Source organism: Paenibacillus sp. P4_A7, assembly GCF_056402455.1.
Genome location: NZ_JBFUHJ010000155.1, coordinates 1 through 11,509, shown reverse-complemented (window position 1 = coordinate 11,509; position 11,509 = coordinate 1). Strand labels below are relative to the sequence as shown.

Sequence of the window (11,509 nt, the reverse complement as noted above, 5' to 3'; positions counted from 1 at the left end):
GTCTCTAAGCTTTGTCGCGCTTCCTCGTCAACCATACCAAGTGTAGCACCGTAACTAAGAACGACTGTCCCCGCCAAATCAGAAGTTGCCCCTTGCAAAAAAGAATGGCCGAACGCAGTCAGCATATCCAGATCGGTTGCGATAACTTCGGTGTAATTGGGCGATTTCGTTTGATCAAGTGTAGACATCTGCATATGATTCAACTGCTGATAAGGAGCAGCAGCTACGACATGTGGAAACTTCCTAATAAGATCAAGCTTTTGCTTAGTCAAGCTACCCTGCTGAAGTGTTCCCGCATCAGGAGACGTTCCTTCCACACTTGAGTGTCCACCTGTATTCGCACTCACAGTAATTTCGTCCATTTTCAAATAACTGTTCATTTCTTGTTCGATATAGAGCTGAGCGGACTCGCCTATACTCATGGCAACGATGATAGCTGCACAGCCTATCGATATGCCTGCCGCACAAAGTGCTGTGACCACTTTTCGTCGTTTCACTTGATCCCAAGATAAACGCGTAATATCACTAATTCTCAATGTAAGCTCCCTTCCGCAAGCTTTGGTTCGGAAGCTGCTTCCTGCTCCGTAACTAGAAAGCCATCACGCAATGTAATGATTTTCTGAGTCTGGATGGCTACCTCTCGCTCATGCGTAACAATAATAAAAGTCGTCTTCATTGTCTGGTTCAAATGTTTCAATATCGCTATAATTTCTTCCTCGGTCTTCGTATCCAAGTTTCCAGTTGGTTCATCCGCGAATATGACAGAAGGCTCTGTTATAAGTGAACGTGCTATACTGACACGCTGCTGCTGACCACCTGAGAGCTGGGACGGGAACAATTCTGCCTTCTCTGGAATACCGACCTGCTTCAATAAATCGAGCGCTTTTTGTTTGCGAACAGATGGATGAATGGACTGAAACACAAGCGGAAGCTCAACATTTTCTCGTACGGTAAGATGAGCAACCAATTCATACGCTTGAAAAATAAACCCAATATGCTTGCGCCTAAATTCAGCTAACTGGTTCTCATTCATCGATACAATATTATGATCCGCAATATAAATACTACCTTCTGTCGGCTTCATCAAGCCTGCCATTAAATTCAGTAAGGTGGACTTGCCTGAGCCAGAGCTCCCTAGCAAAGCGATCATCTCTCCCTTACCCACAGTAAAGCTGATCTGCTGGAGTACAGGCGTCGTTTCATTCCCCGTTTGAAAAGAATGGGATAAGCCTTCAACACGTAACATATAGGGTTCTCCTTCTACAAAAAATGACAATCTAATCTATTTTAATATAAATGCTAGTTATAACCAACTCTTCGAGCCTATTTCATACTCTATAAATAACCTCCGTTCAATAACGTCCCTATTAATAGACGATATGAAAGTGATCTTCCCCTTCACTTCAAACAAAAAAACTTTCCGAACTTGCAGAAGTCACTCATTCTGCAAGTTCGGAAAGCTTATCGATTAGATTTGTTCCTATTATTATGTAAAAAGAGTAAAGGATTAATTGGGAATAATGAGCTTCTGACCAGGCTTGATATCTGCATTTTGCAGTTTATTACGATCCTTAATTAAGTAGATAATATATCTAGTATCTTCACTGCCATCGTTAAAGCGTTTAGCTATTCCCCAAAGTGTGTCTCCTGCATTCACAGTCACCAGTTGTTCACCCATCGAAACAGCTGAAATCTCATTCCCCGATGCGTTTGTACCCATAAGCAAAAAGCTAGTAAACAGTAGAACGAATAACGCGATACTTACTACTATCTTCACGACATGCCGTTGCATAACTGTCAGCAAACGACGCCTCATTGTGGTTAGGTTACTCTCTTGTTGTGTGTGTATTGTTCTGTAAAAACTTGGACTTGTTATCATTATCAGCACCCCAAACGTTTGTTCTGTTTTTAGAATACACGAACAAATGTTTGTAGTCAACAAAAAAATACGAACTTCTGTACTTAAGAACTTATGTTTGTACGAACTCCGGTTCTGTGTTATAATTTCCTACAACAAACCTACTATTGGAGTGATCGCAGTGTCGAAGATTTCCAACCGACAACATTCGATTCTTGAATTTATTAAGAATGAAGTTCGGGAGAAAGGCTACCCGCCGTCCGTCCGAGAAATCGGAGAAGCTGTTGGATTATTATCCAGCTCAACCGTCCATGGACATTTGGACAGGTTGGAGAAGAAAGGGCTTATTCGTCGAGATCCGACTAAGCCTCGTGCTATTGAAATTTTAGACAATGAAGGTGTAGATGGAATTATCCCTCTCGCAGTATCCAAAGTACCGATTGTCGGTAAAGTAACAGCTGGTATACCGATTACAGCAACTGAAAATATCGAGGAGTACTTCCCTCTTCCATCGCATTTCGTAGGCGATAGCAGCGTTTTTATATTGAGCGTAATGGGAGAGAGTATGATCGAGGCTGGCATTCACAACGGAGATTATGTTATCGTTCGTCAACAACCGACCGCTAATAACGGAGATATCGTTGTTGCTATGAATGAAGATGATGAAGCGACTGTCAAAACCTTCTACAAAGAGAAAGATCACTTTCGTTTACAACCAGAAAATTCCTCCATGGAGCCTATTCGACTCCAGAACGTAACGATTTTAGGCAAAGTCATTGGACTATTCCGTGATTTTCATTAATTAGCTATTTAGATCAAATGTACATAATGAAAAGACTGAATCCTTGCGCTAGCAAACAGGATTTAGTCTTTTTTTATAATGATTTTCTATTCTGCCCTATTCCTTCGAACGATCCCATCCTTCAATCACTCGAATAAAATGATTGCCCACATCTCTCTCGATATACTTGTCATCTATTAAATGTTCAAGCAGCACCTCTATTTCTTTACTTGACCATCCGGTTAACCGACAAACAATTGTAAAGTCATTTTTAGCCCACTCCATTTGATTTAAATTCCATAGTATTCGCAACAACTTTCGCTCTCGATCTCGAAGCATATATATTCAACTCCATTCACATCAACCTTAAGATAAAATTTTCACGCCAATAGGAACACTTGTTCTTATTATTTCAAAAAATCGTTCTTATTGCAAGTCCATATATATTCTCTGCTTTGTTATCCCTATGCTATTGTCAGTGTTTATATATCTATGTAACAACAATCCAATCACTAGAAGGAACACCTGCATAAATTACAATGTACTCAATAAAAAGGAGGTGGAATGAAAAATGTCTAGTGTAGGTGGAGCTTTTACAAACACTGGTACTATTCTGGTGCTATTTATTTTATTGGTCATTATYGCTTGTAGCTGTGGCGTCTTTGGCGGAGGCTACTAATTAATCATTCAAGATATATCGTCCATTAGTCCAAGACGTAAAATTTTGATTACAAACACAAAAAAGGCCCATCCAATGGGTCTGTTTTGTGTTTGTAGTATTAGAACATATGATTAGTATTATGGGTAGTCATTATTTACTAACTACTCCATATATGGATAATATCGTTACTTTTTCCGATTTAGAACGTATTAACATCACAATCAAGATGTGAGGTGATTATGTGGAATATTTCAGTTTATTTGGAATCATCTATCCTTTTATCGCATTATTTCTGTTCATCCTGCATATCGTTTCATGCATATGGGCTTACCGTGATGCATTAAGTAAAGGGCGAAGTCAAGAATTCGCGATTATTGTTTTATTAGCTATCTTGTTCTTCCCTATTTTAGGAATAATCATTTATGTAGTCATCCGCAATGATGGCAGCTCATCATCAGGCAGATATTAAATAATGAGTTCCACTTTTTCTAAAGGGGATTCATCCAATCTAGTCAAATGTCTCTACTGAACAAACACCCAAACATGAAGCTTAAACTGTGCATATCTTATCATGTACAAAGAGAAGAAAGAGGTGAATCTTAAATGGGTGGATATGTTGGCGGTGCAAATAACAACATCGGATTTATTCTGGTACTATTCATTTTATTGGTTATTATCGCATGTAGTTGTGGATTTGGCGGCTGGGGCGGCGGTTACTAAGCATTAGTAATCAAGCATCTTAAGGTGACTTCCATGAATTCAGACTACTATATAAATTGAATACAATTCAAAAAGACCCATAATGTGGGTCTTTTTGTCTGTTTACAGCCTAATATTAACCAACACATACATTTCTGGTTGACTATGCATCTACTCTAGCACATTCTGATTTATTCGAATTTATCTCAAATACTTCATATCTACTTACCAAAAGCCCTATCAAATGTAGCATAACTGAATATGCTAATGAGTGAACTAGAATAGGAGGTTTGGTGATGAAAAAAAAAACAGAAGGTTTGAGTGCCGATGACTTAGCATTAATAGCTGCGGTTTTAGTGATAATAACCGATGCAGTAGCTTTGTTGTCGCTGCTTAAGGCGAGAAAAGAAAAGAAATAAAAACTTTGATTTCTTAGGAATTCTCTCAATCTAAGATACTTAGACTATTATGGCACTTCAGTACATTTAAATAGATGTTAGTGATGCTTTGTCAAGCTACAGCAGGATTATAGAAAAGCAAAATAAAGGCTGCCCCCATTGTACAAGCCTAACAATAAGCTATCTCAAATTAGGAACAAGAGTAAAATTAAGATCCACACAAAAAATCCCTTAACGCTCTAAGCGCTAAGGGATTCCTTATTTTTTTAATAAAGAGTTAAATACTGATCGCGTTCCCACTGGTGAACTTGTGTACGGTACATATCCCACTCGATTTCTTTCAATTCGTAGAAATGAGCAAGAGCATGATCGCCAAGCGCTTCACAAACGATGTCGCTTCTCAGCATTTCATCTAGCGCTTCTTTCAAGTCAACTGGCAAGCTTGGAATACCAGAATCCAATCGCTCTTCTTCTGTCATAATATAAATATTGCGGTCCGTTGGATCCGGCAACTGAACTTGATTTTTAATTCCATCTAGGCCTGCTTTTAGCATAACTGCTAGAGCAAGGTATGGGTTAGCTGCTGGATCCGGGTTACGAACCTCAACGCGTGTACTAAGCCCACGAGAAGCTGGAATACGAATCATCGGCGAGCGGTTGCTTGCTGACCAAGCTACATAGCAAGGTGCTTCATATCCTGGTACAAGACGTTTGTATGAGTTGACTGTTGGGTTAGTAACCGCCGCCATAGCACGAGCATGCAATAAGATTCCCGCCATGTAGTAACGTGCTGTCGCACTTAAACCTAGCTTGTCCTTCTCATCGTAGAACATATTTGTGTTGCCTTGGAATAAGGATTGATGACAGTGCATACCTGAACCATTCACACCAAACAAAGGTTTAGGCATAAATGATGCGTGCAAGCCATGCTCACGAGCGATCGTTTTTACAACAAGCTTGAAAGTCTGGATTTGGTCTGCAGCCTTAATAGCATCCGCATATTTGAAGTCGATTTCATGTTGTCCTGGTGCAACCTCATGATGTGACGCTTCAATCTCGAAACCCATTTCTTCAAGAGTTAGTACGATTTCGCGGCGACAGTTCTCACCCATATCCATTGGCGCTAAGTCAAAGTAACCGCCTTGGTCGTTAAGCTCTGTAGTAGGTTCGCCATTAGCATCCGTCTTGAACAAGAAAAATTCCGGTTCAGGACCCACATTCATAGCGGTGTATCCCATTTCCTCAGCTTCTTTAAGCGCACGCTTCAAAATACCACGTGGGTCTCCAGCGAACGGTGTACCGTCAGGCATATAAATATCGCAAATTAAACGGGCAACTCTGTCTTGTGCTACCCAAGGGAACACTACCCATGTATCCAAGTCAGGATATAAGTACATATCGGATTCTTCAATCCGTACATAACCTTCGATAGAAGATCCATCAAACATCATCTTGTTATCAAGTGCCTTCTCTAGCTGACTGACAGGTATTTCAACGTTTTTAATAGTTCCAAGCAAATCAGTAAACTGCAAACGAATAAATCGTACATTTTGTTCTTGTGTAATACGTCTGATATCTTCTTTGGTGTAACCCACAGAATCATCTCCTTTGATTGTAAAACGATTGTGAAAATAGGCTCTATTATCGCTTATTTAAGAAACGAGTTAATTGACCTTGAATAAGCGAGGCTTGTCCTGGTCTTTTCTCTAACAGTTGTTGCTTAAGCAATCTGTGCAATTGTTGATCAGAAAGCTCCTTGCGCTTCACTTCAGACTGCTCACTGACGATTGTCGCATCATCTGATTCCTTAGATACAGGATTCATTACTTGTTTAATACCGGCGATATTAACGCCTTTCTCAATTAGCGATTTAATTTCCAATAGTCGCTCCACGTCATTAAACGAAAATAAGCGTTGATTTCCTGCAGTACGTGCCGGAATAATCAATTCATGCTGCTCGTAGTAGCGGATTTGGCGGGCTGTTAAATCCGTAAGCTTCATAACGATTCCAATTGGGAATAATGCCATATTTCTGCGAATATCATCAGCCATGTCGCATCAACCTTCCAGTTGCTCTAATATATGTTCATTCTAACGTTGCGCCTCAAATGTGTCAAGTTATGTTAGGTTTGATCACAATTAATCCATTGTCCACAAGCTGATTCAACGCAGTCAAAACGCCATATTTTGCATGAGCATAGGTTAGGCCGCCTTGCATATAAGCTATGTAAGGCTCGCGAATCGGAGCATCTGCTGATAGTTCTAAACTTCCGCCTTGAATGAATGTACCCGCAGCCATTATAACCGCATTCTCATATCCAGGCATATCCCATGGCTCAGGCACAACATAGGCATCAATTGCAGCAGCCTTCTGAATGCCTTGCACAAATGCAATTAGATGTTCAGCTTGTCCAAATCTCACCGCTTGTATCAGATCTGTGCGCGGCTCATTCCAACGTGGTTTCGTCTCAAATCCCAGTTCCTCGAACATGCAAGCTGCAAGAATACTACCCTTAATGGCTTGACCAACCATATGCGGTGCCAGAAACAACCCTTGAAACATGGATCGAAGCGTTCCGAGCATTGCTCCTACCTCGCCGCCAATTCCTGGTGCAGTTAACCGATAAGCCGCTGCTTGTACAGCCGCTGCAGTACCCGCTATATAGCCTCCCGTTTCAGCCAAACCGCCGCCTGGGTTCTTTATAAGAGACCCTGCCATTATATCTACACCTACCTGAGTGGGCTCCAGCAGCTCTGTGAACTCCCCGTAGCAGTTGTCTACAAAAACAAGCACATCCGATTTTAAGGCTTTAACTCGGCTTACGATTTCTGAGATTTCCGCAACAGTAAATGATGCGCGCCAATCATAGCCGCGCGAGCGTTGAATACCAATCACCTTAGTCTTAGCAGTTATAGATTGCTTAATCCTGTCCCAATCCAGACTGCCATCTGGAAGCAGATCTACCTCACCATACTTAACTCCCCAGTCTTGAAGCGAGCCTTTACCATCCCCAGGCTTTCCTATAACCTTGTGCAGTGTATCGTATGGTTTACCCGTAACATACAAAAGTTCGTCCCCTGGGCGAAGTACGCCAAACAGGGCACAACTGATCGTGTGTGTTCCGGAAACGAAGTGAGGCCTAACGATAGCCGCCTCAGCCCCCATTACATCCGCATAGACTAGATCAAGAACTTCACGACCGCGATCATTATAGCCATAGCCTGTCGAGCCTGCAAAATGAAAATCGCTCACTTTGTGATGTTGAAATGCCCGAATAACCTTCCACTGATTACGTTCCGCGATTCGATCCACGCTGTGAAAGGAATCAGCTGCACGAAGCTCAGCTTCATCCGCTAGCCTCTCGAGCTGTTCCCATACATTCTGTTTCTCATGTTGCTCATTCATGCCGATATCTTCTCCCTTTATTAACCCAAATCTTCAAATCTTAAACGTTACTCTATAAATTGCTTCAAGCGTTGACCATGCTGCTCATATTGCTGCTTGCTCACATGTACGGTAAGACGCATGGATTCCTCGCTTACCTCTTGACTAACTACTTCTCCGCTCCGATAAGCAAGAGCGATTAGATCACCACGTTCTGCTGGTACGAGAAACGTCAGTGTATCCCCGCTTAGCTTGTCTTGAACCGTTTGACGCAACAGTTCAAGATCATCAGCCTCATAAGCGCTGATGACCAAAGTATCGCCGCCCGTTATCGGCAAATCGGACAATGAGCCGCTCTCTGTGGTGCATAGATCCTTCTTATTAAACACCTTAACCGTTGGCTTATCAGCTGAACCGAGGTCAGCTAAAATTTTCTCAACTACGGCAATTTGTTCGTCGCGCATCGGCGAGCTGCTGTCTATCACATGAAGCACTAGATCCGCTTCATTCACTTCCTCTAATGTTGCTCGAAATGCTGCTACAAGATCATGAGGCAGATTTTGAATAAACCCTACCGTATCAGTTAACACAACTTCACGGCCGTTTGGCAGCTCGAGTGCGCGTGAGGTTGGATCGAGCGTAGCAAATAGCTGATTTTCAACAAGCACATCTGCCTGCGTCATTTCACGCAGCAAGGTCGATTTACCCGCGTTTGTATAACCAACTAATGCGACTTGGATCGCACCTGCTTTTTTACGGCGTTCTCTGTGGAGCTGACGGTGTCGAACTACTTCGTCAAGCAAAGTCTTCAAGTCAAATATGCGATCTCGGATATGCCGACGATCTGTCTCCAGCTTCGACTCACCCGGACCACGCGTTCCAATTCCTCCGCCTAGCCGTGACAGATTTTTACCGTGGCCCGATAGACGAGGCAGCAAGTAGCTGAGCTGGGCAAGCTCTACCTGTATAATGCCTTCACGTGTTTTCGCACGCTGTGCAAAGATGTCTAGAATCAATTGCGTACGATCGATAATTTTCAGATCAAGAGACTCTTCTAAATTACGCACTTGAGCGCCTGATAGCTGTTGGTCAAAAATCGCTGTTGTAGCACTGAGTTCATCTGCCAACGCCTTGACCTCTTGGACCTTCCCCTTACCAATCAACCACTTGGAATCAGCTGATTCTTTATTTTGTGTAAGGGTGGTGAGCACTTCTACACCTGCTGTTTCCGCAAGCTGTATAAGCTCATTCAGAGAATGCTCTGGGTCTCCACCATGTCGCTTTTCGTTAGATGTTACCAGGCTGACTAATATTGCTTTTTCACTAATGTTAGTATTGATATCGAAAGTTTTCTCGCTCATTTCATTCTCCTTCTTTATTCGCAATCTTTAAGACTTCGAATCCCACTTTAAATCCTCTGGCCTAATCGTCATTAGCTCCTGCTTACCAGGAACGGAGTTCGCATATTGCGTTATTAAACGCACAGCTTGAAATCTAATCGCTTTCTCGATTGAATTTCGCACATATCTCGCATTGCTGAATGAGAATAACGTGCTGAGCTTCTCCTGCATCAAATGCTGTCTTAGCTTGAATATGGTTTGAGGCTGCAATATGTAATCTCGTTCCTTTGCCATCAGCTCACTTATTTGAATCAATTGATCCACCGAATAATCTGGAAATTCAATTTGAATCGGAAAACGTGATGGCAAGCCTGGGTTTGTTAGCAAAAAATCATCAATTTCAGCAGGATAGCCAGCCAATATAAGGACAAACTGATTCCGGTAATCCTCCATCGACTTTACAAGCGTATCGATAGCTTCCTTCCCAAAATCCTTTTCGCCGCCTCGTGCAAGGCTATACGCTTCATCGACGAACAACACGCCGCCTAATGCTTTGCGTACAAGATCACGGGTCTTCTGTGCGGTATGACCGATATACTCACCAACAAGATCAGCACGCTCAACTTCAATCAAATGACCCTTGGATAAGACCCCCATCTTCTGAAACAGCTTTGCCACAATACGTGCAATCGTTGTTTTACCAGTGCCCGGATTGCCTTTAAAAATCATATGATAAACATGTGAGCCTCCGAACAAACCTGCTTCCGAACGCATCCGGCTAATATAGAGCAAAGCATAAATTTCATAAACAAGAGATTTCACATTATCCATGCCGATCATCGGCTCTAAATCCTTTTGAATATCGGCATATTGATCTACGCTTGGCAGCGGTTTTAAGGCAACTAAGTGATCCGCCTCCAATGCTGGTGCAGATACTCCGGTCTGAAAGTTCTCTTGACTTCTAAGCACTACATTTATTTGACGGGAGGGTCTTGCAGATCCATTGCCTGGACCTGAAACGACGTTACCATTCATTTGCTCAATCACCTATCCTTTGCACCGAGAGCTGTAGCGGCTAACCGCACTACAAGTTTATTCTATCTTGCAGTCGCATATTAACAGATTCACAGCAACAGTTCAGGAGGACGTAGACCTAACCATAGAAATACCGAATCAAGCTTCCATTTCGTATAAGCAAGTACCTCTCGCGATTCATTATAAAATGCGTTGAGYACCATCGAATGGGTTCCCGCCATTTCTACATGAGCAAAATCCAATTGTTTAGCCATTTCACCGGCTCGGGCTGCATGATAATCATGCGTTATAATAAGCAGCTTGGACAACTGATGCTCCTTCGCAATCGTCCTACTGAACAATAAATTTTCATAGGTGCTGGTAGCCTTTTTTTCTAGCAACAGCTTGTCTGGCGTTATACCTTTTGCTATTAAATAGTCACGCATGCCCTCTGCTTCTGTTTTCTGCGCACCTTTGAAATCGAAGCCGCCGGACAAAATCAGTTTGTCAACTACACCTTCCTCGTACAGTTGGAAAGCATAATCCAATCTTTCTTTAAGGGCTGGGCTAGGTACATTATTCCAAAGCGCTGCGCCAAGCACGATGCCTGCATCAGCTTTAGCAATCGGCTTGTCCGAGTCAAAACCATTAATCAACCATAGCATGTAACCGCACCAGAACACGCCAGCGACAATTGACCAAGCAACTAAGCGAAACAGGAGAAGCCACGGACGATTTTTTTTCGTTCGTTTACGCGGCTTACTCCTTTTATTTGCTGCAGTCTTCATGACTCACTAAGCTCCCCAGCACGTTCCATTAGGCTCTTCCTATGTTTGAGACTGAGTGTGAAATAGCGGAATCGGCCATTGCGAATGCTTGAGAGTAATTTACCGGCCGTCTTGCGTGCGAGCGCAACGTCCCGATTATTCACATCTCCTTGCTTCAAAGCCTCCTCCAGCTCATCCTCATCCATTAGAAATACCTCTCCGCTAGGCAATACTACCACATCCAAATACAAATCATCGAACCAAGGTACCTGTTGGTCAGTTAAGCCTTGTGTCTTGCAAACATCGATATACCACTGTACAACACGTCCCTTATCATCAAACATTGTCGTTACAACAAAATGTTCGCCTCTCGGGAAATGCTGCATCCATAAATAACCACGATCTGCTAAACAAAGCCTCCGCCCATCATATTCTTTCCAAAGCGGCTCCCTCAATTCGTGTATCCGATAAAACGTAACGAGGCCCTTGAACTCATCGCCATCAAGCGCAAGACATGAGTAACTTCTACGTAATATGCGCCGCCAGTTTGCACGATCTGAAAATTTTCTCTTCATACGGAACGTACCCTTCCGTTCATTTGGGAAT

15 protein-coding genes are annotated in these 11,509 nt (G+C 42.5%); 4 read left to right on the top strand and 11 right to left on the bottom strand.

Annotated elements, in window-relative coordinates; translation table 11 throughout:
- From AC1DWN_RS18210 to yneA, 3 genes are all read right to left on the bottom strand, one after another.
- The coding region (locus AC1DWN_RS18210; RefSeq protein WP_477560324.1) for an ABC transporter permease at positions 1-536 on the bottom strand (536 nt) is incomplete at its 3' end.
- Positions 533-1,246, bottom strand: coding sequence for an ABC transporter ATP-binding protein (locus tag AC1DWN_RS18205; protein WP_477560323.1), 714 nt, complete (start codon positions 1,244-1,246; stop codon positions 533-535). The genes AC1DWN_RS18210 and AC1DWN_RS18205, both read right to left, overlap by 4 nt.
- A gap of 261 nt (positions 1,247-1,507) precedes the next feature.
- Complete coding sequence (gene yneA, locus AC1DWN_RS18200) at positions 1,508-1,804, bottom strand: cell division suppressor protein YneA (protein ID WP_477560322.1); 297 nt, start codon at positions 1,802-1,804, stop codon at positions 1,508-1,510.
- A 235-nt stretch (positions 1,805-2,039) separates the two neighbouring features.
- On the opposite strand from yneA, the gene lexA reads away from it, so the two are divergent.
- Positions 2,040-2,660, top strand: a complete 621-nt coding sequence (lexA, locus tag AC1DWN_RS18195) for a transcriptional repressor LexA (RefSeq protein ID WP_477560321.1) — start codon at positions 2,040-2,042, stop codon at positions 2,658-2,660.
- Between the two features lie 96 nt (positions 2,661-2,756).
- On the opposite strand, the gene AC1DWN_RS18190 is transcribed toward lexA, so the two are convergent.
- Positions 2,757-2,978: a hypothetical protein gene (locus tag AC1DWN_RS18190; RefSeq protein WP_477560320.1), complete on the bottom strand. Its 222-nt coding sequence runs from the start codon at positions 2,976-2,978 to the stop codon at positions 2,757-2,759.
- 563 nt (positions 2,979-3,541) lie between these two features.
- Here AC1DWN_RS18190 and AC1DWN_RS18185 point away from each other — a divergent pair.
- The 3 genes from AC1DWN_RS18185 to AC1DWN_RS18175 all read left to right on the top strand — a co-directional run bounded on the left by AC1DWN_RS18185 (position 3,542) and on the right by AC1DWN_RS18175 (position 4,418).
- The gene (locus AC1DWN_RS18185; RefSeq protein ID WP_477560319.1) at positions 3,542-3,769 is read left to right on the top strand and encodes a hypothetical protein; all 228 of its coding nucleotides are present in this window, start codon (positions 3,542-3,544) and stop codon (positions 3,767-3,769) included.
- 134 nt (positions 3,770-3,903) lie between these two features.
- Entirely contained in the window at positions 3,904-4,020 is a 117-nt protein-coding gene (locus tag AC1DWN_RS18180; RefSeq protein ID WP_477560318.1) for a YjcZ family sporulation protein, read from the top strand.
- 275 nt (positions 4,021-4,295) lie between these two features.
- On the top strand, positions 4,296-4,418 hold the full coding sequence (locus AC1DWN_RS18175) for a hypothetical protein (protein ID WP_477560317.1): 123 nt from the start codon (positions 4,296-4,298) through the stop codon (positions 4,416-4,418).
- 245 nt (positions 4,419-4,663) lie between these two features.
- On the opposite strand, the gene glnA is transcribed toward AC1DWN_RS18175, so the two are convergent.
- From glnA to AC1DWN_RS18140, 7 genes are all read right to left on the bottom strand, one after another.
- Entirely contained in the window at positions 4,664-5,992 is a 1,329-nt protein-coding gene (gene glnA / locus AC1DWN_RS18170; RefSeq protein WP_477560316.1) for a type I glutamate--ammonia ligase, read from the bottom strand.
- 46 nt (positions 5,993-6,038) lie between these two features.
- Positions 6,039-6,449: a MerR family transcriptional regulator gene (locus AC1DWN_RS18165; protein ID WP_475809045.1), complete on the bottom strand. Its 411-nt coding sequence runs from the start codon at positions 6,447-6,449 to the stop codon at positions 6,039-6,041.
- A 61-nt stretch (positions 6,450-6,510) separates the two neighbouring features.
- A complete protein-coding gene (locus tag AC1DWN_RS18160) occupies positions 6,511-7,803 on the bottom strand; it encodes a methionine gamma-lyase family protein (protein ID WP_477560315.1) in 1,293 nt (430 codons plus the stop codon).
- A 47-nt stretch (positions 7,804-7,850) separates the two neighbouring features.
- Positions 7,851-9,143 carry a GTPase HflX gene (gene hflX, locus AC1DWN_RS18155; RefSeq protein ID WP_477560314.1) on the bottom strand — a complete coding sequence of 431 codons (1,293 nt, stop codon included), beginning with the start codon at positions 9,141-9,143 and terminating at the stop codon, positions 7,851-7,853.
- A 27-nt stretch (positions 9,144-9,170) separates the two neighbouring features.
- Positions 9,171-10,157, bottom strand: a complete 987-nt coding sequence (locus tag AC1DWN_RS18150) for an AAA family ATPase (RefSeq protein ID WP_477560313.1) — start codon at positions 10,155-10,157, stop codon at positions 9,171-9,173.
- Positions 10,158-10,246: 89 nt separating this feature from the next.
- Positions 10,247-10,924: a YdcF family protein gene (locus tag AC1DWN_RS18145; protein WP_477560312.1), complete on the bottom strand. Its 678-nt coding sequence runs from the start codon at positions 10,922-10,924 to the stop codon at positions 10,247-10,249.
- Positions 10,921-11,478 carry a ribonuclease FAU-1 family protein gene (locus AC1DWN_RS18140; protein WP_477560325.1) on the bottom strand — a complete coding sequence of 186 codons (558 nt, stop codon included), beginning with the start codon at positions 11,476-11,478 and terminating at the stop codon, positions 10,921-10,923. The genes AC1DWN_RS18145 and AC1DWN_RS18140 overlap by 4 nt, the downstream gene beginning before the upstream one ends.
- Positions 11,479-11,509: the final 31 nt, after the last annotated feature.

What these genes read in the sequence shown, in the direction of transcription:
- AC1DWN_RS18175 (WP_477560317.1), top strand. Translation starts at nt 4,296, where the DNA reads ATGAAAAAAAAAACAGAAGGTTTGAGTGCCGATGACTTAGCATTAATA.
- AC1DWN_RS18165 (WP_475809045.1), bottom strand. Translation starts at nt 6,449, where the DNA reads ATGGCTGATGATATTCGCAGAAATATGGCATTATTCCCAATTGGAATC.
- AC1DWN_RS18160 (WP_477560315.1), bottom strand. Translation starts at nt 7,803, where the DNA reads ATGAATGAGCAACATGAGAAACAGAATGTATGGGAACAGCTCGAGAGG.
- hflX (WP_477560314.1), bottom strand. Translation starts at nt 9,143, where the DNA reads ATGAGCGAGAAAACTTTCGATATCAATACTAACATTAGTGAAAAAGCA.
- AC1DWN_RS18150 (WP_477560313.1), bottom strand. Translation starts at nt 10,157, where the DNA reads ATGAATGGTAACGTCGTTTCAGGTCCAGGCAATGGATCTGCAAGACCC.
- AC1DWN_RS18190 (WP_477560320.1), bottom strand. Translation starts at nt 2,978, where the DNA reads ATGCTTCGAGATCGAGAGCGAAAGTTGTTGCGAATACTATGGAATTTA.
- AC1DWN_RS18180 (WP_477560318.1), top strand. Translation starts at nt 3,904, where the DNA reads ATGGGTGGATATGTTGGCGGTGCAAATAACAACATCGGATTTATTCTG.
- AC1DWN_RS18140 (WP_477560325.1), bottom strand. Translation starts at nt 11,478, where the DNA reads ATGAAGAGAAAATTTTCAGATCGTGCAAACTGGCGGCGCATATTACGT.
- AC1DWN_RS18205 (WP_477560323.1), bottom strand. Translation starts at nt 1,246, where the DNA reads ATGTTACGTGTTGAAGGCTTATCCCATTCTTTTCAAACGGGGAATGAA.